The organism is Streptomyces sp. NPDC006365 (assembly GCF_042870755.1).
Taxonomy (GTDB): domain Bacteria; phylum Actinomycetota; class Actinomycetes; order Streptomycetales; family Streptomycetaceae; genus Streptomyces; species Streptomyces xiangluensis.
The window spans coordinates 785,843-806,144 of record NZ_JBIAHS010000002.1 but is presented as its reverse complement, the minus strand read 5'-3'; the positions used below and the strand labels follow the sequence as shown (position 1 = coordinate 806,144).

General features: G+C 70.8%; 19 protein-coding genes and 1 riboswitch. Of the genes, 13 read left to right on the top strand and 6 right to left on the bottom strand.

Annotation, left to right across the window (positions count from 1 at the left end; genetic code table 11):
* Nucleotides 1–71: 71 nt before the first annotated feature.
* From ACFYO0_RS08700 to ACFYO0_RS08675, 6 genes are all read left to right on the top strand, one after another.
* Nucleotides 72–1,583, top strand: a complete 1,512-nt coding sequence (locus tag ACFYO0_RS08700; RefSeq protein WP_388672617.1) for an MFS transporter — start codon at nt 72–74, stop codon at nt 1,581–1,583.
* 117 nt (nt 1,584–1,700) lie between these two features.
* A complete protein-coding gene (locus ACFYO0_RS08695; protein WP_388672615.1) occupies nt 1,701–2,351 on the top strand; it encodes a class I SAM-dependent methyltransferase in 651 nt (216 codons plus the stop codon).
* Nucleotides 2,352–2,385: 34 nt separating this feature from the next.
* Nucleotides 2,386–3,366 carry an N-acetylmuramoyl-L-alanine amidase gene (locus ACFYO0_RS08690; protein WP_388672613.1) on the top strand — a complete coding sequence of 327 codons (981 nt, stop codon included), beginning with the start codon at nt 2,386–2,388 and terminating at the stop codon, nt 3,364–3,366.
* A gap of 161 nt (nt 3,367–3,527) precedes the next feature.
* Nucleotides 3,528–4,421, top strand: coding sequence for a hypothetical protein (locus tag ACFYO0_RS08685; protein ID WP_388672611.1), 894 nt, complete (start codon nt 3,528–3,530; stop codon nt 4,419–4,421).
* A 133-nt stretch (nt 4,422–4,554) separates the two neighbouring features.
* Nucleotides 4,555–5,574: an LLM class F420-dependent oxidoreductase gene (locus ACFYO0_RS08680; protein WP_388672609.1), complete on the top strand. Its 1,020-nt coding sequence runs from the start codon at nt 4,555–4,557 to the stop codon at nt 5,572–5,574.
* Nucleotides 5,575–5,649: 75 nt separating this feature from the next.
* Complete coding sequence (locus tag ACFYO0_RS08675; protein ID WP_388672607.1) at nt 5,650–5,940, top strand: hypothetical protein; 291 nt, start codon at nt 5,650–5,652, stop codon at nt 5,938–5,940.
* 46 nt (nt 5,941–5,986) lie between these two features.
* Here ACFYO0_RS08675 and ACFYO0_RS08670 read toward each other — a convergent pair whose 3' ends face one another.
* The 3 genes from ACFYO0_RS08670 to ACFYO0_RS08660 are packed head-to-tail and all read right to left on the bottom strand — an operon-like array spanning nt 5,987 to nt 9,233.
* Entirely contained in the window at nt 5,987–7,057 is a 1,071-nt protein-coding gene (locus ACFYO0_RS08670; protein WP_388672605.1) for a prenyltransferase, read from the bottom strand.
* Nucleotides 7,054–7,812, bottom strand: coding sequence for a methyltransferase domain-containing protein (locus tag ACFYO0_RS08665; protein WP_388672603.1), 759 nt, complete (start codon nt 7,810–7,812; stop codon nt 7,054–7,056). The genes ACFYO0_RS08670 and ACFYO0_RS08665 overlap by 4 nt, the downstream gene beginning before the upstream one ends.
* On the bottom strand, nt 7,806–9,233 hold the full coding sequence (locus tag ACFYO0_RS08660) for a glycosyltransferase family 4 protein (protein ID WP_388672601.1): 1,428 nt from the start codon (nt 9,231–9,233) through the stop codon (nt 7,806–7,808). Before ACFYO0_RS08660 ends, ACFYO0_RS08665 begins: the two co-directional genes overlap by 7 nt.
* Nucleotides 9,234–9,629: 396 nt before the next feature.
* On the opposite strand from ACFYO0_RS08660, the gene ACFYO0_RS08655 reads away from it, so the two are divergent.
* Complete coding sequence (locus ACFYO0_RS08655; RefSeq protein WP_388672782.1) at nt 9,630–10,241, top strand: TetR family transcriptional regulator; 612 nt, start codon at nt 9,630–9,632, stop codon at nt 10,239–10,241.
* Nucleotides 10,242–10,302: 61 nt separating this feature from the next.
* Here ACFYO0_RS08655 and ACFYO0_RS08650 read toward each other — a convergent pair whose 3' ends face one another.
* Entirely contained in the window at nt 10,303–10,536 is a 234-nt protein-coding gene (locus tag ACFYO0_RS08650) for a ferredoxin (protein ID WP_388672599.1), read from the bottom strand.
* A gap of 3 nt (nt 10,537–10,539) precedes the next feature.
* Nucleotides 10,540–12,003: an aldehyde dehydrogenase gene (locus ACFYO0_RS08645; protein WP_388672597.1), complete on the bottom strand. Its 1,464-nt coding sequence runs from the start codon at nt 12,001–12,003 to the stop codon at nt 10,540–10,542.
* Nucleotides 12,004–12,198: 195 nt separating this feature from the next.
* Here ACFYO0_RS08645 and ACFYO0_RS08640 point away from each other — a divergent pair, with 195 nt between their 5' ends.
* Nucleotides 12,199–13,224, top strand: a complete 1,026-nt coding sequence (locus ACFYO0_RS08640; RefSeq protein WP_388672595.1) for an MBL fold metallo-hydrolase — start codon at nt 12,199–12,201, stop codon at nt 13,222–13,224.
* A gap of 8 nt (nt 13,225–13,232) precedes the next feature.
* Here the strand turns inward: ACFYO0_RS08640 and ACFYO0_RS08635 are convergent, their stop codons facing one another.
* Complete coding sequence (locus ACFYO0_RS08635) at nt 13,233–13,925, bottom strand: phosphotransferase (RefSeq protein ID WP_388672593.1); 693 nt, start codon at nt 13,923–13,925, stop codon at nt 13,233–13,235.
* Between the two features lie 88 nt (nt 13,926–14,013).
* A riboswitch (cobalamin riboswitch) is annotated at nt 14,014–14,096 on the top strand.
* A gap of 124 nt (nt 14,097–14,220) precedes the next feature.
* Here ACFYO0_RS08635 and ACFYO0_RS08630 point away from each other — a divergent pair.
* The 5 genes from ACFYO0_RS08630 (at nt 14,221) to ACFYO0_RS08610 (ending at nt 20,216) form a co-directional block, all read left to right on the top strand.
* Nucleotides 14,221–15,468, top strand: a complete 1,248-nt coding sequence (locus ACFYO0_RS08630) for a prenyltransferase/squalene oxidase repeat-containing protein (RefSeq protein ID WP_388672591.1) — start codon at nt 14,221–14,223, stop codon at nt 15,466–15,468.
* Nucleotides 15,465–16,172 (top strand): SCO2322 family protein, encoded by a 708-nt coding sequence (locus ACFYO0_RS08625; protein ID WP_388672589.1) that lies wholly within the window; start codon nt 15,465–15,467, stop codon nt 16,170–16,172. The genes ACFYO0_RS08630 and ACFYO0_RS08625 overlap by 4 nt, the downstream gene beginning before the upstream one ends.
* 287 nt (nt 16,173–16,459) lie before the next feature.
* The gene (locus ACFYO0_RS08620; RefSeq protein ID WP_388672780.1) at nt 16,460–17,644 is read left to right on the top strand and encodes an energy-coupling factor transporter transmembrane component T; all 1,185 of its coding nucleotides are present in this window, start codon (nt 16,460–16,462) and stop codon (nt 17,642–17,644) included.
* A complete protein-coding gene (locus ACFYO0_RS08615) occupies nt 17,641–19,383 on the top strand; it encodes an ABC transporter ATP-binding protein (RefSeq protein WP_388672587.1) in 1,743 nt (580 codons plus the stop codon). The genes ACFYO0_RS08620 and ACFYO0_RS08615 overlap by 4 nt, the downstream gene beginning before the upstream one ends.
* Nucleotides 19,380–20,216: an ECF transporter S component gene (locus ACFYO0_RS08610; protein WP_388672585.1), complete on the top strand. Its 837-nt coding sequence runs from the start codon at nt 19,380–19,382 to the stop codon at nt 20,214–20,216. The genes ACFYO0_RS08615 and ACFYO0_RS08610 overlap by 4 nt, the downstream gene beginning before the upstream one ends.
* Nucleotides 20,217–20,302: the final 86 nt, after the last annotated feature.

The window sequence follows — 20,302 nt, the reverse complement described above, 5'->3', positions numbered from 1 at the left end:
TGGAATAGTTGCCTTGGCGCACGGGGTTCACCGTGCACGTACCGCAAGCACGTCCCCGGAGGCCCCTCCCGATGCCCAAGCCCCAGACAACGACGGACCAAGACCCCCCGCGAAGGCCGATCGTGGATTCCGGCACCGGCGCCGGACTCGTCCCGGTACTGGCCTTCGCGGGCATCGTTGTCGCGGTGATGCAGACCCTGCTCGTGCCGGTCATCAAGGACCTGCCGGAGCTGCTGAACACCTCCCCCGGCAACGCCACCTGGGTCATGACCTCAACCCTGCTCGCCGGTGCCGTGGCCACACCGATCATGGGCCGCCTCGGTGACCTCTACGGCAAGCGGCGGATGCTGCTCACGAGTCTGGCCGTGATGGTGGTGGGTTCACTGATCGCCGCTTCCACCAGCGAACTGCTCGTGATGATCACCGGCCGCGCCCTCCAGGGCTTCGCGATGGGCGCCATCCCCCTGGGCATCGGCCTGCTGCGCGACGCGCTGCCGCGCGAGAAGCTCGGCTCGGCGATGGCCCTGATGAGCTCCTCGATCGGCGTCGGCGGCGGACTGGCGCTGCCGCTCGCAGCTCTGGTCGCGCAGAACACCGACTGGCACGCGCTGTTCTTCGGCTCGGCGGCCCTCGGTGTGGTCTCGATCGTGCTCACCCTCGTCTTCGTACCCGAGTCCCCCCTGCGCGCCAAGGGCACCTTCGACGTACTGGGCGCACTCGGCCTCTCCGCGGGCCTGGTCCTCTTCCTCCTGCCGATCACGAAGGGCAGCGACTGGGGCTGGGCCTCGGGCACGACGCTCGGACTGTTCGCAGCGGCGGCGATCGTCCTCTTCCTATGGGGCGTGATGGAACTCCGCGTCCAGGCTCCACTCGTGGACCTGCGCACCACAGCCCGCCGCCCCGTGCTCTTCACCAACCTCGCCTCGATCATGGTCGGCGTCGCCTTCTACGCCGTATCCCTGGTCCTGCCCCAACTGCTCCAGCTGCCGACGGCCACCGGCTACGGCCTCGGCCAGTCGATGGTCGTAGCGGGCCTGTGCGTGGCACCGCTCGGCCTGACGATGATGTTCACGGCTCCGGTGTACGGGCGCCTGTCCACCAGGTACGGCCCGAGGACCACGCTCATGATCGGCATGCTGATCATCGCGGTCGGATACGGCGCCGGCCTCGGCCTGATGAGTGCGGCCTGGCAGACGGTGGTCATCGCGGTGGTCCTGGGCGCGGGCATCGGCCTCGCATACTCCTCGCTGCCCGCACTGATCATCGGCGCCGTCGACCCGTCCGAGACGGGGGCGGCGAACGGGCTCAACACGTTGATGCGCTCGATCGGCACGTCGGTGTCGAGTGCCGTGATCGGAATGGTGCTGGCGAACACGGCGAACCAGGCGAACGGGGTCGCGGTTCCCACGATGCACGGCTTCAGGGTGTCGTTCTTGATCGCAGCCGGGGCTGTGGCGGTGGGACTGCTGTTCGCACTGCTGCTGCCTCGCCAGAGCAAGGGGCGCGCTCCGCGGGTGGAGCGGTTCGAAAGCCGCGGAACGGTTGTGGCTGAGCACGCCCATGCCGCACGCTCCGCTGGGTAGCGCCGTACGACAGTGTGGGTGATCTGTGGCTGAGCACGCCCCGCCGCGGAGCCGCACCCCAGAACACCCGCTTACGGCACCATGGGCGCCCACAGCCCCGTACAACCAGGAGAATCCATGCCCGCGGCCCCCAAGCCCGAGACCCTCGCCGCCTTCGAGCAGGCCAAGGGCTTCATGCCCACCCGCGAGGGCCTCGCCCTGCACGCCGCCGCAACCGAAGCGGCAGCGCTGGGCCTGCCCCTCCTCGAAGTGGGAACGTACTGCGGCCGCTCCACCATCCTCCTCGCCGACGCCGCCCGCGAGACCGGTGTCACCGCGATCACCGTCGACCACCACCGCGGCAGCGAGGAGCAGCAGCCCGGCTGGGACTACCACGACCCGGAGACGATCGACCCCGAGCTCGGCCGAATGGACACGCTCCCCACCTTCCGCCGCACCCTCCACAAGGCCGGCCTGGAGGACCACGTGGTCGCGATGGTCGGCCGCTCACCCCAGATCGCGGCCTTCTGGCGGGCACCCCTCGGCCTCGTCTTCATCGACGGCGGCCACACCGACGAGCACGCGACCGCAGACTACGAAGGCTGGGCCCCGCACCTCGCCGAGGGCGGCCTCCTCCTGATCCACGACGTCTTCCCCGACCCGGAGGACGAGTTCACCGGACAGGCCCCGTACCGCGTGTACCTCCGCGCCCTGAACTCCGGCGCGTTCACCGAGGTCTCGGCCACCGACTCGCTGCGTGTCCTGCGGCGGACGAGCACGGGGATCTGACGGCGCCCGGCGGCAGCCCCGTAAGGTGGCTGCCGTGTCGTACGTAGGCCCGGACTTCGATCCCCCACGCCCGCCGCGCCGCTTCCGGCGAGGACCCCTGACCGTGGCCGTCGCCGCGCTCGTACCGGGGGCACTGGTGGGTTGGCTGGTATGGCAGACAGTGGGCGACTCGAGTGGAGGCGGCTCAAACGGATCGGTGGCGCAGTCACCGAACACACCCACACCGGACGCCCCCGCTTCGGACAAACTCTCCTCCCCCACCCCCAGAACAGACGACCCCAAGAAGCCCGCCAAGTCGTCCTCCCCCTCGGAGTCCGCGACCTCCCGCCCCGCCCCCTCCGCCCCCCTCAAGGGCAAAGTCGTCGTAATCGACCCAGGCCACAACCCCGGCAACTTCCAGCACACCACCGAGATCAACCGCCAAGTCGACATCGGCACGAACTCCAAGGAGTGCGACACCACGGGCACGTCCACCAACGACGGCTACACAGAAGCCCGTTTCACCCTCGACGTCTCGCACCGCCTCCGCGCCCTGCTCGAAAAGCAGGGGGCGACGGTGAAGTTCACGCAGGACGGCGACCGCCCCTGGGGCCCGTGCGTCGACGAACGCGCCCGCATCGGCAACAAGGCGAAGGCGGACGCCGTGATTTCCCTCCACGCGGACGGCTCAGGGCCCGGCAACCGCGGCTTCCACGTGATCCTGCCGGGCGCCGTGAACGAGGGCGAAGCCGACACCCGCCCGATCGTCGCCCCGTCCCGCGAACTCGGCGAACGCATCGCCGGAAACCTCGTCAGCTCCACCGGCAGCGCGCCCTCCAACTACATCGGCGACGGCACCGGACTCGACGTACGCACGGACCTCGGCGGTCTCAATCTGTCAACGGTTCCCAAGGTGTTCATCGAGTGCGGCAACATGCGCGACAGCAAGGACGCGACGCTGCTGACCAGCGGCGCGTGGAGGCAGAAGGCGGCGCATGGAATCTCTGCGGGAATCGTGAGTTTCCTGCGCGGGTAATGATCGGCGCACGGATCCGGCCACACACCCTTCTCTGGCGGACGATAGTGTCGTCCCTACGATGAGGGGCCAGCCCCGCGCTTCACACCGCGGCAACAAGGCGACATGGTGACAGCGACGCCTCCACCGAAGACGAGACGACGACTGATGAAGGACCTGAAGTGAATATCCGCTCTCTCACTCGAGGCGACGGCGTGGTGATCGGAGCAGCGGTGTTGCTGTTCATCGCGTCGTTCCTCGCCATCTATTCCGACGAAGGCGCCGAGGGCCTCGAGATTCCGAGTGCCTGGAGCAGCGGGCCGGTCCTCATGGGCGTGGTCCTGGCGGGCATCTTCGCCGCGGCACTCATCGTGCTCGGCCGCGGTCTGCCGCAGGCCCCCAAGATCGCCGGTATCGAGCTCGGGCACTTCGGCGTCGCCCTCGCCGTGTTCTCCGCCTGGAGCGCTCTGGGGAACGTGTTCGACCCTGCGGGCGGCGCCGACAACTTCGGAGGCGGCGGCTCGGGCCCCGACGCCGGCATGGGCCTGATCCTCAGCCTGGTCGCCACCCTCGTCCTCGCCGCCGCCGCGATCGCCACGCCGCTCGTCCCGGCCCTGAAGGGTGCCCTGCTCCCCGCGCCCAAACCCGCCGCCCCCCAGCCCTACGGCGCCCAGCCGCAGGGTGGTTACGGCTACCCGGGCGCCCCGGGCGCCCAGCAGCAGCCGGGTCAGCCGTTCGGTGGCCAGCCCGGTCAGCCGCAGCCGGGTCAGCCGTTCGGCGCACAGGGCCCGCAGCCCGGTCAGCAGCAGCCTCAGCCGCAGCAGGCCCAGGCGCCGCAGGCTCAGGCGCCGCAGGCTCAGCAGCCGCCGCCCGCCGCGGAGTTCTCGCCGTTCTGGTTCGCGGTGCCGGTGCCGCGTCCGCTGTACGGGGAGGACGGCTCCCCGACGCCGATCGCCGAACTGGCGCCCGGTACCTGGTACTTGGCCGTCGAGCAGCGCGGCCCCGGTCTGGTGGCCCAGACGCAGGACGGCCGTCGAGGCGTACTGCAGGACACCAGCGGAATCCAGCGCGGCTGACCCGCCCCGCTTCCGCGGACGGCGTACGGCGTAAGCCCCATGCTCACGGCCCACGGCCCCTCGCTCTTCCGAGCGGGGGGCCGTTGTCGTACAGTCACCGTCTTGGCTGACGGATCGTCAGGAGGCGGCAGGCATGCGACTCGGTCTCGCACTCGGCTACTGGGGACGCGGCCCCAACGCGGACCACGTCCCGCTGGCACAGGAGGCCGAACGCCTCGGCTACGACTCCGTGTGGACCGCCGAGTCGTGGGGCTCCGACGTCTTCACGCCGCTGACGTGGATCGCGGCGCAGACGTCCCGTATCAAACTGGGCACGGCCGTGGCGCAGATGGCCGCCCGCTCCCCCACGACGACCGCCATGCACGCGCTGACCCTCGACCACCTCTCGGGCGGCCGCATGATGCTCGGCCTCGGCCTTTCGGGCCCGCAGGTCGTGGAGGGCTGGTACGGCCGCCCGTTCCCGAAGTCACCGCTCACGGCAACGAGGGAGTACGTCGATGTCATACGCCAAGTCCTCCGGCGCGAGGCCCCGGTTGAGCTGAACGGCCGCTTCCACACCCACCCGTACCAGGGCCCGGACGCCACAGGTCTGGGCAAACCCCTCAAGCCCATCACCCACCCCCTGCGCCCCGAACTCCCCATCCTCCTGGGCGCGGAGGGCCCGAAGAACATCGCGCAGACGACCCGGATCGCGGACGGCTGGCTCCCGTTGTACTGGTCTCCCCGGCGCCCCGACGTGTACGAGACGTCGCTGACGGACGTACGAGACGACTTCCTGATCGCCCCCATGGCCCAGGCCAGGGTCTGCGACGACATATCGGAAGGCCTCCTCCCCGTAAAGACGATGCTCGGCTTCTACATCGGCGGCATGGGCCACGCAAAGCGCAACTTCCACGCCGACCTCATGGCGCGCATGGGATACGAGGCGGAGGCGCGGCGGATCCAGCGCCTGTTCCTGGAGGGCCGCCGGGAGGAGGCGGTCCTGGCCGTCCCCGACGCCTTCGCCGACGAGATCTCCCTGGTCGGCCCCCGTGAACGGATCGCGGAACGCCTGGAGTTGTGGAGGAAGGGCCCGGTGACGGACCTGCTGGTCCTGTCACCCGACCGCCACACCCTCCAAGTCCTGGCGGAGCTCAACGAGACCTCGGCGTGAGGTGACGGGTTGACGGATTGACGGGTAACGGGGTCCCTGACGTTTCATCATGGATTCAAGGGCTACTCGGAGGACATGTCCCCTCGATATCGCACCAACCAAGCAGGCAGGGTTATCGCGATCGTCGCCGACATCATGGCCCTCATCCTCGGACTGTGGATCCTGATGTACTTGTTCGACGCGAACCGGGCGAACGACTTCGTGCAGTTCATCCAGGACGCGGCCCGCTGGCTCGCCGGCTGGTCCCACGACCTGTTCACGTTCGACGAGGCCTGGGCACGCGTCGTCGCGGGCTACGGGCTCGCCGCAGTCGTCTACCTGCTCGTCGGGCACACGGTCGCCAACCGCATGTACCGCCACCACTGAGGCGCACGGGGAGTGCGCTCACCTGGGACGCGGCGCTACTGAGGCGCTACGCACAGCAGTCGGCGTCCAGCCCCCAAGGCAACCGCTCCCCGCTGAACACCGCACACGTCGCCTCGTCCCCGCCCAGTGCGGCGACGGCGAGCAGCAGTGAGCCCGCCGTCCAGGCCGTCAACTCCTCGGGCCACACCGCCTCGTCCTCGAAGACGTAACCCGTCCAGTACAGGCCGGTCTTCGGGTCGCGCAGGTGCTGGATGGACTGGAGGATCTCCAGGGCGCGGTCGGACTCGCCCACGACCCAGAGCGCCAGGGCGAGTTCGGCGGACTCGCCGCCCGTCACCCACGGGTTGGGGACGACGCACCGTACGCCGACTCCCGGCACCACAAAGCGATCCCAGTCCCGCTCGATGCGTTCCTTCGCCTCGGCCCCGGTGAGCGCCCCGCCCAGCACGGGGTAGTACCAGTCCATGGAGTAACGGCTCTTGTCGAGGAACCGCTCCGGATGCCGCCGTATCGCATGCCGCAGTGCCCCCACCGCCAACTCCCAGTCCGGCTGCGCCTCTTCCCGCTCCTCGGCGATCGCGAGCGCGCAGCGCAGGGCATGGTGGACGGACGAACTCCCGGTCAGCAGCGCATCGTCGGCCCCGGTCCCGTCGTCCTCGCACCGCCAGCCGATCTGCCCACCCGCCAGCTGGAGCCGCAGCACGAACTCCACGGCCGCGTAGACGGTGGGCCACATCCGGTCCAGGAAGGTGTCGTCGCCGGTCGCCAGATAGTGGTGCCAGACCCCGACGGCGACGTACGCGCAGAAGTTGGTCTCCCGGCCGCGGTCGGTGACGTCGGCGGCGTCCCCGTCGGCATACGCCGCGTACCAGGATCCGTCCTCGTTCTGATGCCGCGCCAGCCAGTCGTACGCCCGCTCTGCCGCCTCGTGCTCGCCCGCCGCGTCCAGCGCCATCGCGGCCTCGGTGTGGTCCCACGGGTCGAGGTGGTGCCCGCGGAACCACGGTATGGCGCCGTCCGCCCGCTGCACGGCGAGGATGGCCCGCACCGTCTCGGCGGCCTGCTCCGCGGTGAGCACCCCGGCCAGGACGAGGTGCTCTGTACGGGGCGTCGTCACGAAGCGTCCACCGAGGCGTCGGTCGAAGCGGCCTCAACCGGCAGATGCGGCTTGGTCGCGTACGCCACGAAGGACTTGCCCATCAACGGGTTCAGCGCCTGCTCGGCGACCCGCGTGGCGAGCGGCTTCTTCATGATGTCCCAGACCAGAAGCTTGTGGTACGCCCGCACCGGCAGCGCCTTGTCGTTGTCGACGCCGAACGCGCACTTCAGCCACCAGTACGGGCTGTGCAGAGCGTGGGCGTGGTGCGTGCCGTACGGCTTCAGTCCCGCCTCCTGCATCCGGCCGAGCAGTTCATCGGCCTTGTAGATGCGAATGTGGCCGCCCTCGACCTCGTGATACGCGTCGGACAGCGCCCAGCACACCTTCTCGGGCCCGAAACGCGGGACCGTGACGGCGATCCGCCCGCCCGGCTTCAGCACGCGCACCATCTCCGCGAGCACGCCCTTGTCATCGGGTATGTGCTCCATGACCTCGGAGATGATCACGACGTCGAACGACTCGTCGGGGAACGGGAGTTGAAGCGCGTCACCCTCCATGGCGACGGCGCTCGCGCCTTCCGGCGCCTCCCCCGCCTCCTTCATCGCGGCGAACCAGGTGGCGACCTCGCGGATCTCCTCGGCGTTCTGGTCCAGCGCCACGACCTGCGCTCCGCGCCGGTAGCACTCGAAGGCGTGCCGGCCGGCTCCGCACCCGAGGTCCAGTACGCGGTCGCCCGGGGCGAGCGGGAACCGGGAGAAGTCGACGGTCAGCACGTGGCCCTGCTTTCGCGATCGGTTACGACTACTTCTGCGGCTGCTTGTTCGACAGCCTCGGCCTCAACAGCGCTGACGGCGGCGGGCCGACGGGCTCCCCCGGCGTCGGCGATCGCCTCGCGATACCGCGCCACCGTCCCCTCGGCCGCCCGCGCCCAGGTGAACCGCTCAAGGACCCGCGCACGCCCGGCGGTTCCGAGCCGCGCCCGCAGCGAGGGGTCTCCGAGAAGCCTGCTCAGGGCGCCGGCCAGCGCCCCGGAATCACCCGGCGGGACAGCCAGGCAAGTCTCACCGTCCCTTCCCGCCACCTCGGGAATCGCCCCGCCGGTGGTGGCGACGAGCGGCGTCCCCGTCGCCATCGCCTCGGCGGCGGGCAGCGAGAAGCCCTCGTACAGGGAGGGCACGCAGGCGACCTCGGCGGACCGTACGAGGTCGACCAGTTCCTCGTCCGAGATCCCCTTCACGAACTCGACGGCGCCTTCGAGCCCGTATCGCTCGATGGCCTGGGCGACCGGTCCGTCCTCGGCGCGTTTGCCGACGACGACAAGGTGGGCGGCGGGGTGCTCGGTGCGCACCTTGGCGAGCGCCTCGAGGAGGAAGACGAGCCCCTTCAGCGGCACGTCCGCGCTGGAGGTGGTGACGATGCGTCCCGGTGTCTGCGGCACGGACGGATCCGGCGAGAAGAGGTCGGTGTCGGCGCCGATGTGCACGACGTGGATGCGTTCGTCGCGTACGCCGAGGTGGTCGACGATCTCCTGACGGGATGTGCCGGAGACGGTGAGGACGGACGGGAGGCGTCGCGCGACGCGCTTCTGCATGCGCGTGAAGGCGTACCAGCGGCGTTTGGAGGCGCGCTCCCGCCAGCCGTTCGCCGCGTCCAGCTCCAACTTCCGGTCCACGGTGATGGGGTGATGGATCGTCGTGACGAGGGGGGCTCCGATGCCGCCCAACAGGCCGTAGCCAAGGGTCTGGTTGTCGTGCACGACGTCGAACTCGCCGCGACGGGCGCGGAGATGGCGCCGGGCGCGCAGGGAGAAGGTCAGCGGCTCGGGGAAACCGCCGGTCCACATCGTGCCGACCTCGAGGGCGTCGATCCAGTCACGGAACTCGCCGGGCTTCGGGGTGCGAAAGGGGTCCGAGGGGCGGTACAGGTCGAGGCTGGGCAGCTCGGTGAGGGAGAGCCCGCCCGGTGCCTCAGCGGCGTCGAGCACGTCCAAGTCGAGTACGGGGTACGGCTGGGCGCCGATGACCTCGATCCGGTGGCCGAGGCGGGCGAGTTCGCGCGAGAGGTGCCGTACGTAGACGCCCTGGCCGCCGCAGAACGGGTTCCCTTTGTAGGTGAGGAGCGCGATGCGCAACGGTCGGTCGCCGTCGGCGGCCGAGCCCTCCTCGGGACCCGCCTCCATGGCCTCAGCGGTCACTCCGGGCCCCCTTCTTCCAGCAGTTTCCCGCGAGATTACTTCGGGACGGTAATCTAGAACAAGTTTCAGACTTGATCGTTCAGGGAGCACTGAATCTACCGGCAGGTAGCCCTCCTGTGAGCGGTGGATCGGGTGATTCACGCCACGGCGAGGCCCTACTCTGCTGTCGCTCACCCCGCCCCCACCGACCCTCTGCACGAACGTCACGGAACGGGACACATGCCAGCGGAAGCCAAACCTTCGGCGAAGACGGCACAGCCGAAGACCGCGCAGCCGACGACGAAGGCCGAGCGTTCGGCCGCGGACGCCGGGCGCCAAGTCGCGGGTGCCGAGCGCTCGGCCACGAACGCCGAGAAGCCCGCCACCGCCACCGCCGCGCGGAGCGCGCACGCGGCACTGCGAACGGTCCAGCCGGACTCGCCGCCGCTCACCGAGCGTCAGGAGGCGCGGCGACGGCGCATCCTGCACGCGAGCGCGCAACTGGCCAGCCGGGGCGGCTTCGACGCGGTGCAGATGCGCGAGGTCGCGGAGTCCTCGCAGGTCGCGCTCGGCACGCTGTACCGCTACTTCCCGTCGAAGATCCACCTGCTCGTCGCCACGATGCAGGACCAACTCGCCCACATGCACGGCACCCTCCGCAAGAAGCCCCCGGCCGGCGACACGGCGGCAGAGCGCGTCGCCGAGACCCTGATGCGCGCCTTCCGCGCCCTCCAGCGCGAGCCGCACCTCGCCGACGCCATGGTCCGCGCCCTGACGTTCGCGGACCGCAGCGTCAGCCCGGAGGTGGATCAGGTGTCCCGCCAGACCACCATGATCATCCTGGACGCCATGGGCCTGGACGACCCCACCCCCGACCAGCTCTCCGCGGTCCGCGTCATCGGTCACACCTGGCACTCGGCCCTCATCACCTGGCTCTCGGGCCGCGCCTCCATCGCCCAGGTCAAAATCGACATCGAGACGGTGTGCCGCCTGATCGACCTGACGGAGCCAGGCGGCAGAACGACGTGACGGAGCCGGGTGGCGAACCGGCCTGACGGAGCGGGCGGCGAGGAGTGACTCAGAGCCTGCGTCACTCCTCCGGCGGAAACACCGGCTCCCCCGACCCCACCAGGCTGATCATGATCGCCTCCACCGGGCAGCCCTCCGCCGCTTCCAGGACCTTCTCGTTGGCGTCCGTGTCCGGGTCCTGGGGGTGGGACTGGCGGGCGGAGTCGAGGTGGAAGGCATGGGGAGCCTGGTTGACGCACTGGGCCGAGCCGATGCAGACCGAGCGGTCGACCTCGATGTGCCAGCGGTCCCCCATCTTCTAGGCCCCACCCTCATAGCCGTTGGGCAGGTGGATCATCTTGTGCTCGAAGTACTCGCCGTACCCCTCGGGCCCGAACTCCCGCCCCAGACCGGAGTTCTTGTAACCGCCGAAGGGGCCGAGCATGTCGAGGCTGAAGGTGTTGACCGAGTACGTGCCCGTACGGACCTGACGCGCGACCTCGATGCCGCGCTCGACGTCCGCGGTCCACACGCTGCCGCTCAGCCCGTAGTCGGAGTCGTTCGCGATCTTCACGGCCTCGCTCTCGTCGCCGTACGGAATGAGGCAGATGACCGGCCCGAAGATCTCTTCGCGGGCGATCCGCATGGAGTTGTCGACGTCGCCGAAGAGCGTCGGCTCGACGTACCAGCCCTTGTCGAAGCCGGCCGGGCGCCCGCCGCCCGTGAGGATCTTGGCGCCCTCCTCCTGGCCGATGCGGATGTAGTCGAGGGAGCGCTGCTGCTGGCGCCGGGCGACCAGCGGGCCCAGTTCGGTGGCCGGATCGAGCGGATCACCGATCTTCAACGCGCCCGCGACGGCGGCGAAGGCCTCGGCGAACTCGTCGTAGCGGGTGCGCGGCACGAGGATGCGGGTCTGGGCGACGCACGCCTGCCCGTTGATCATCCAGGCGAAGGGGGCGATGCCGCCCACCGCCGTCTGCGCGTCGGCGTCCGGCAGGATCACCGCGGCCGACTTGCCGCCCAGTTCGAGGGTGACGCGGGTGAGGTTGCGCGAGCAGACCTCCATGACGCGTTTTCCGGCGCCGACCGAGCCCGTGAAGGACACCTTGTCGACCCCCGGATGCCCGACCAGGTACTCACTCACCTCACGGTCGGCGGGCAGGATCGACAGCACGCCCTCCGGCAGCCCGGCCTCGGCGGCGATCTCCGCCAACAGGTAGGCGTCCAGGGGGGTTTCGGGCGACACCTTCAGGACCGCGGTGCAGCCGGCCAGCAGCGCGGGAGCGAGCTTGGCGGCGGCGGTGAACTGCGGCACGTTCCACGGCACGACGGCCGCGACCACGCCGACCGGTTCGCGCCGCACCAGGATCTTCCCGAGGACACCGTCACGCTGCTCCTCGTACGTGAAGCCGCGGGCGGTGGTGATCGCCGCGTCCCACACCATCATCGAGGCGAGCGCCTGCACCATCACGGAGGAGGTGTACGGGGTGCCGTTCTCGGAGGAGATGACGCGGGCGATCTCCTCGTGCCGTATGGCGAACGCGTCCTTGATCCGGCCGACTACCTCGATCCGCTCGTCGAGCGTCATACGCGGCCAGGGGCCCTCGTCGAACGCCGTACGCGCCGCCGCGACCGCCCGGTCCACATCGGCCGCCGAGGCGTGCGGCACCCTCCCGATGACCTCCTCCGTGTGCGGCGAGACCACCTCGATGACGTCCTGGCCCAGGGGGTCCGTCAACTCCCCGCCGATGAACAGCTTTCCGTGTTCCACGAGCTCGGTCATGAGCTACTGCCTCCTGCGGAGCCGGGCGATCCCAGTTGCTGATCCCAGTTGCCGATCTCAGTCACTGACTTCCTGACGTTGCTTCAGATACGCACGAGGAACTGATACCAGTTCTAGTTATAGTGAGCAATGGCCATGCCGAAGAGGCCGGAGCGGACCGCACAGGACCGGGCTGAGAACCAGAACGGGGAATCCATGACGCAAGTGACCGACCACGGCGGCGGCGTACGGTCCATCAGGGTCCCCATCCCTGACAACCCACTCGGCTACACACTGGTGTACGTCCTCGACACCGACCGGGGCCCGGTCCTGGTCGACACGGGCTGGGACGACCCGGAGTCCTGGGAGACACTGGTCAACGGCCTTGCGGAATGCGGCACTTCGGCATCCGAGATCCACGGGGTCGTCATCACCCACCACCACCCCGACCACCACGGACTGTCCGGCCAGGTACGGGAGGCCTCCGGCGCCTGGGTCGCGATGCACGAGGCGGACGCGTCGATCGTCCGGCGCACGCGCGGGACGCGGCCCGAGCGCTGGTTCACGTACATGACGGACAAGCTCACGGCTGCCGGGGCACCCGAGGAACACGTGGCGCCCCTGCGCACGGCCCACCCTCGCACCCTCCCGGGCCTGTCCCCCGCCCTCCCCGACCGCGAGATCGTCCCCGGCGAACTCCTCGACCTGGCGGGCCGCCACCTCCGCGCGATCTGGACGCCCGGCCACACTCCGGGCCACGTCTGCCTCCACCTGGAGGAGGATCACCCGGCCCAACTCCCCGGCAGGGGCCGCCTGTTCTCCGGCGACCACCTCCTCCCGGAGATCACCCCTCACATCGGCCTGTACGAGGACCCGGACGACGCCACGGTCATGGACCCCCTCGGCGACTACCTCGACTCACTCGAACGCATCGGCCGCCTGGCCCCCGCCGAGGTCCTCCCCGCCCACCAGCACGCCTTCACCGACGCCCCGTCCCGCGTACGGGAGTTGCTGGCCCACCACGAGTCCCGACTGACCGGCCTCCTCTCCCTCCTCACCACGCCCCTCACCCCCTGGCAGCTCGCCGAACGCATGGAGTGGAACCGCCCCTGGGACCAGATCCCGTACGCCTCAAGAAACATCGCGGTCTCCGAGGCGGAGGCCCATCTGCGCCGGCTGGTGAAGCTGGGGCGGGCGGAGGCGGTTACGGGGAGCGATCCGGTGACGTACGCAGCAGTGTGAGGGCGGGGCTAGCTCAGCAGCGTACGGATCGACTTGTCTGCCTCGGTGAGCAGTTCGAGTTCGTGTGAGCTCATCGTCGGTTGGGTCGCGCGGCGTTGGAGTGCCTGGGGCAGGGCTCGCAGGAGCGGTGGGGCGGGGCAGGGGGTGAGTAGGGCCGTCAGCATGGTGCGGGCCAGGAGGGCTCGCGGGTCGTCGTCGGCGACGGCCACCTGGGCCAGGATTACGGCGGACATGGCCCAGTCGAGGCCGGGTGGGCCCTCCTCGGTGTTGGCCCAGTCGATCACCATCGGGCCGGATGGGGTCACGATCACGTTTTCCGGGTGCAGGTCCAGGTGCAGGACGCGGGCCGTGGGATTGGGCGAGAGGCGGGGCGGGATCGTGTGCAGGTGGGTCAGGAGCTGGGCGATGGTCGTTCCAGCCGCACCGGCGGTGAGTTCGCCCGCCGCCACCGCTTCGAGCATGGTCGGGCCCGACAGGCGCTCCATCACCAAGTCGGTGCGCGCGTCGGCCGTCCGTACGCGCGGCACCGGATAGCCGTGCTCGCGTACGTGTTCGATGACGGCCGCCTCGGCGGGCGCGTCGCCGTAGCCCTCGCGGTAGCGGCGTAGCACCCACGCCCCGTCCTCCGGATCGTCGAGCGCGTACACATCCGCCGTGCGGCCGGAGCCGAGCAGGGGGCCGAGCTGTAAGCGGCTTCTCATGCGCCGAACCTACCGGCGGCCCGCAGCCGGGCCTCAGCGTCTTCTTACGTGCCGGTACAGTAAGCAGGTCGCCATCACACCCGTACGGGGGGAAGCCGGTGCAAAACCGGCGCTGACCCGCAACCGTGAGTCGTCCGCAGTCTCGACAGCGGGCGGTGAGCCGGAATGCCCCGCACGGAAGTGACCGGCTCGACGTCACCGGGAACCGCCGGTGACGGGCACCGTCGAGGCATACGGAGCCGAGCCGCCCGGGGCTCTGGGCTGCCCGGCTCCCCGTAGGGAGAACCCGCCGATCATGAATGTTCGCCGTAGCGCCGCCGTGCTGGCCGCCACCGCCATGATCGGTGCGGCCTGCGCGCCGGTCGCCATTGCCGCCGAGTCGCCCTCCCCGTCGCCGTCCAAGGCGCTGCCGTCCGGGCTGTTCGGCAGTACGGATCCGACGTACGACGGCGTCTGGCGGCAGTCGCTCGCGCTGCTCGCCCAGCACACCGTGGGCGTGAAGCCCGCGGAGACGGCCGTCGACTGGCTGGTCGGGCAGCAGTGCGAGAGCGGGGCGTTCGCGCCGTACCGCGCGAACGCGAGCGCGAAGTGTGACGCCAAGACGCTGGTCGACACGAACAGTACGGCCGCCGCGGTGCAGGCCCTGGAGGCGCTCGGCGGACACGGCGCGGCGGCGGACAAGGCCGTGGCCTGGCTGAAGTCCGTGCAGAACAAGGATGGTGGCTGGGGCTACGCGGCGGGCGGCGCGAGCGACACCAACTCGACGTCTGTCGTGACCGGCGCGCTGGTGGCCGCGGGCGAGAAGCCTCAGGACGTGCTGTCCAAGGGCGGCGAGTCCCCGTACCAGGCGCTGCGGGCGCTGTCCGTCCCCTGCGACGAGGACGGCGGGGGCGCGTTCGCCTTCCAGCCGGACAAGAAGGGGAAGCTCGCGGCGAACGCGGACGCGACGGCGGCGGGCGTGCTGGGAAGTCTGGGCAAGGGGTTCGTGACGGAATCCGGGAAGGCCGCGGCAGGGGACTCCGCGTGTGCCGACGGTGGCGACAAGTTCACGCCCGAGGACGGTGCGCGGGGCGGCTCGGCGTATCTTGCGAGCGCGGTCGCCAAGGACGGCTACCTGAAGTCCGCCCTCGCCGGCGCCGAGGACCAGCCGGACCACGGCAACACCGCCGACGCCGTTGTCGCGCTCGCCGCCGCGGGCCGCACCACCGACGCCGCGAAGCCGCTCGCCTGGCTGGAGAAGAACTCCCGTTCCTGGGCGGCGCAGAGCGGCCCGGCCGCGTACGCCCAGCTGATCTTCGCGGCGCACGCGACCGACACGAACCCGCGCGACTTCGGCGGCGTGGACCTGGTGACGCAGCTCGCCGCGACCGGCCCGGAGGGCTGGAACGGCACCGTTACCGACACCGCCGTCCCCAGCAAGGAGAAGGAGCAGGACGAGGACGGCGGCGTCAGCGTCTGGTGGATCATCGGCGTCGGCCTCGTCGGCGGCATGGGCGTCGGTTTCCTGATCAGCAGCCGCAACAAGAAGCAGCCGAAGCCGTGATTCGCCTCCACCGCCGTACGGTCCTGCTGATCCTGGCCCCACTGTTCGCCGCACTCACCATCCTCGGCTCCACGGGGCAGGCCCACGCGGCCGGTTACCGCTACTGGTCCTTCTGGGACCGCGACGGCGGCGCCTGGGTGTACGCGACCCAGGGCCCGTCGACCGCCCGCCCCTCCGACGGCGACGTCCAGGGCTTCCGCTTCTCGGTGAGCGAGGACTCCCGGGACGCGGCGAAGCCACGCGGAGCCGCGGAGTTCGCGACGATCTGCGCGAAGACGCCCGCGCGGGACGGCTCGAAACGGGTCGCCCTCGTACTCGACTTCGGCACGGACGCGGACGCGCCGTCCGGCGAGACGCCGCCCCGTGCGCGTACGGCCTGCGCCCGCGTCCCGGAGGACGCGACGACGGCGGACGCGCTCGCCGCGGTCGCCAAGCCTCTGCGCTACGACACGAACGCCCTGCTGTGCGCCATCGCGGGCTACCCGCGCGCGGAGTGCGGCGAACAGGTCTCGGCCACGCAGCCGACAGCGACGCCTTCGGACACGGCTCGCGATACCAGCGATACGAGCACCTCCGGCGAGAGCGAGTCCGGTGGCGACTCCGCCGATCAGGGCCCGTCGCTGGGCCTGCTCGCGGGCATCGGGGCCGTGGCGGTGCTCGGCGCGGCGGCGGTCTGGCAGACGCGTCGGCGGCAGCGCGGCTGACGGGCGGAGGGTGCGCGATGAGCGAAGCCAGTAGCGCTGCGGACAAGGCAGCAGCCCAGGATGCGCCAGCCGTACACCGGCCGTCGGACAACCTGCCGTCGGACAACCGGCCGTCCGGCAGGCTGCCAGCCGGCGAACGGCCATCCGGCAGCCCCCCAGCGGACAGTCAGCCACCGAGCCACCGGCCTGCCGGCCACCTGCAAGCCGGCAAACGGCCATCCGGTAACCCGCAATCCAGCGAACGACCCTCCGGCAGTCCGCGAGTCGGCAAACCGCCGTCCGGCAAGCTGCCGGCCAGGAACAGGCCCGCCGGTAACCCGACAGTCGGCAAACCGCCGTCCGGCAACCCCCGCCGCCGCCCACCGCTCAGCCCGCCGCAGGCGACCCGCTCCAACGCCCTCCCCCCAGGCGCCTGGTGGCTCTGGGCCCTCGGTCTCGGCACCGCCGCCTCACGTACCACGAACCCCCTCCTCCTCGCCCTCCTCATAGCAGTAGCGGGCTACGTAGTAGCCACCCACCGCAGCGAGTCGCCCTGGTCCCGCTCCTACACCGCCTTCGTCAAACTCGCCCTGGCCGTACTCGCCATCCGTCTCGCCTTCGCCGTCTTCCTCGGCTCCCCCATCCCCGGCACCCACACCCTCGTCACGCTCCCCGAACTCTCGCTCCCCGACTGGGCGCAGGGCATCCGCATCGGCGGCCGGGTCACCGCGGAGGGCCTGCTCTTCGCGCTGTACGACGGCCTGAAACTGGCCGCGCTCCTCATCTGCGTGGGCGCCGCCAACGCCCTCGCCAACCCGGCCCGCCTCCTCAAGTCCCTCCCGGGCGCCCTGTACGAGGCGGGAGTCGCGGTCGTCGTAGCGCTCACCTTCGCCCCGAACCTGATCGCGGACGTCCAGCGTCTGCGCGCCGCACGCCGTCTGCGCGGACGGCCCGACCACGGGATACGCGGCCTGCTCCAGGTCGGACTCCCGGTCCTGGAGGGCGCGTTGGAGCGTTCGGTCGCGCTCGCGGCGGCGATGGACGCCCGCGGTTACGGCCGTACCGCCGAGGTGGCGCCCGCCGTCCGCCGCTCCACCGCCGTACTCACCCTCGGCGGCCTGGTCGGCGTCTGCGCGGGAACGTACGGCCTGCTCACCGCCGAAGGCGGCACCTACGGCCTGCCCGTGCTGCTCGCCGGACTCGGCGCGGCCCTCGCCGGGCTCTGGCTCGGCGGTCGCCGCTCGCTGCGTACGCGGTACCGGCCGGACGTGTGGGGCGTACGGGCGTGGCTGGTCGCCGGGTCGGGTGCGGGGGTCGCGGCGCTGCTGATCCTGTACGCCGCGTACGACTCCGCCGCCCTGCACCCCGGCGTCGTACCCCTGACGTCCCCCACCCTCCCCCTCTGGCCGGCCGCCGCGATCCTGCTCGGCCTCACCCCGTCCTTCATCGCCCCCACGCCCCCCACTTCCTCTGCCGCCAAGGAGCCCTCATGATCCGCTTCGAGGATGTCTCCGTGACGTACGACGGGGCGACCGAGCCGACTGTCCGGGGTGTCGAACTCGCCGTTCCCGAGGGCGAGTTGGTGCTGCTGGTCGGGCCGTCCGGAGTCGGTAAGTCGACGATCCTGGGTGCGGTGAGCGGGCTGGTCCCGCATTTCACGGGCGGCACCCTGAGCGGACGCGTCACGGTGGCGGGCCGGGAAACCCGTACCCACAAGCCGCGCGAACTCGCCGATGTCGTCGGCACAGTGGGACAGGACCCGCTCGCACACTTCGTGACGGACACGGTCGAGGACGAACTCGCGTACGGCATGGAGTCGTTGGGCCTCGCGCCGGACGTGATGCGCCGCCGTGTCGAGGAGACCCTGGACCTGCTGGGCCTCGCGGACCTCCGAGACCGCCCGATCTCCACCCTCTCCGGCGGCCAGCAGCAGCGGGTCGCGATCGGCTCGGTCCTCACCCCGCACCCCAAGGTCCTGGTCCTCGACGAGCCGACGTCGGCGCTCGACCCGGCCGCCGCGGAGGAGGTGCTCGCCGTCCTCCAACGCCTCGTGCACGACCTCGGCACCACGGTCCTCATGGCCGAACACCGCCTCGAACGCGTCATCCAGTACGCCGACCAGGTCGCCCTCCTCCCGGCTCCGGGCGCCCCGCTCGTGCTGGGGCCTCCGTCCGAAGTCATGGCCGTCTCGCCGGTGTATCCGCCGGTCGTCGCGCTGGGGCGACTGGCCGGATGGTCGCCGCTGCCGCTGACGGTGCGCGACGCACGGCGGAGGGCGGGGGCGCTGCGGGAACGGCTGGAGGGGGTGGCGTACGAGGACGAGTCCTCGAGCGTGGCTCCGGCCGCGGCGCCCGTACCCCGTCCCGTACGACCCCGCTCCCGCCTCTTCCGCAGGCGTGACAGCACAACTCCCCTGCTGGGGACCTCAGTTGCGGCCGTGGTCGACAACCTCACCGTCCGCCGAGGCCGCACCGAAGTACTCCGCGACGTCTCCCTGACCGTCGCCCCCGGCGAGATCGTCGCCCTCATGGGCCGGAACGGTGCCGGAAAGTCCACCCTGCTCAGCGCACTGGTCGGGCTGGTCGAACCGGCGTCGGGTTCCGTACGGGTCGGTGGTGCCGTACCGCACCGGACGGCACCCCGTGCACTCGTCCGCCGCGTCGGCCTCGTACCGCAGGAGCCTCGCGATCTGCTGTACGCGGACACGGTGGCCGCCGAGTGCACGGCCGCGGACCGGGATGCGGGCGCGGAACCGGGCACCTGCCGCGTCCTGCTCTCCGAACTGCTCCCCGGAATCGCGGACGACACTCACCCCCGCGACCTCTCCGAGGGCCAACGCCTCACCCTCGCCCTGGCCCTCGTCCTGACGGCCCGCCCACCACTGCTCCTCCTGGACGAGCCGACCCGCGGACTCGACTACGCGGCGAAGTCCCGCCTGGTGACGGTCCTGCGGGACCTTTCGACGGCGGGCCACGCCATCATCCTGGCCACCCATGACGTGGAGCTGGCCGCCGAACTCTCCCGCCGGGTGGTGATCCTCGCCGACGGCGAACCGGTGGCCGACGGCCCCACCACGGAGGTCGTCCTCGCCTCACCCTCCTTCGCCCCGCAGGTCACGAAGATCCTGGCTCCGGAGAAATGGCTGACGGTCTCGCAGGTACGCGCGGCTCTGGGCGCAACGGAGCTGAAGACGGCAACCCCTCAGACGCCAGAGCGGGGGACGGACACGTGACTCCCCAGGCGCAGGCGAAGGCCCAGGCCCAGGCCCGCGCGATCCGTCTCGGCCCCCGTTCCATCGCCGCCCTCGCGCTCGTCAGCGCCATCGGCCTCGCGGCCTTCACCTGGCCCCTGTTCGCCGGGCCGACGTCCCAGGTCAGCGCCCATGCCCAGGACGCGCCCTGGCTGTTCGCGGGGCTGCTCGTGCTGCTGGTCGGGGTGGTGGGCGCGGCGGTCTCGGAGTCGGGGATCGGGGCGAAGGCCGTGGCCATGCTCGGGGTACTGGCGGCGACCGGGGCGGCGTTGCGGCCGATCGGTGCCGGGACGGCCGGAATCGAGCCGATGTTCTTCCTCATGGTGCTGAGCGGCAGGGTGCTGGGCCCCGGCTTCGGCTTCGTACTCGGGGCGGTCACGATGTTCGCGTCCGCGCTGCTCACGGGCGGGGTCGGCCCATGGATGCCGTTCCAGATGCTCAGCATGGGCTGGTTCGCGATGGGCGCGGGCCTCCTCCCGGGCCCCGACCGCCTGCGGGGCCGTGCGGAGTTGGCGATGCTCGCCGCGTACGGCTTCGCAGCGGCCTTCGCCTACGGCACGCTCATGAACCTGTCCGGCTGGCCCTTCATGAACGCACTCACGTCGAGCGTCGCCTTCGACCCGGAAGCGGACGTCGCCACCAACCTGACCCGTTTCATCGCGTACTGCCTGGCCACGTCCCTCGGCTGGGACCTCGGCCGAGCGACAGTGACGGTCGCCCTGACCCTCACCCTGGGCACGACCGTCCTCAAGGCGCTGCGCCGGGCCACCCGCCGGGCGGCTTTCGAAACGCCGGTCACATTCGAGCGCTCGTAGATCCGCCGGCCGTGCACACCCAGCAGATCGAAAGTAGTACGAATTCCCGTACCAGTGCGGTACGATACTGAGTACCAGTCTGCGAG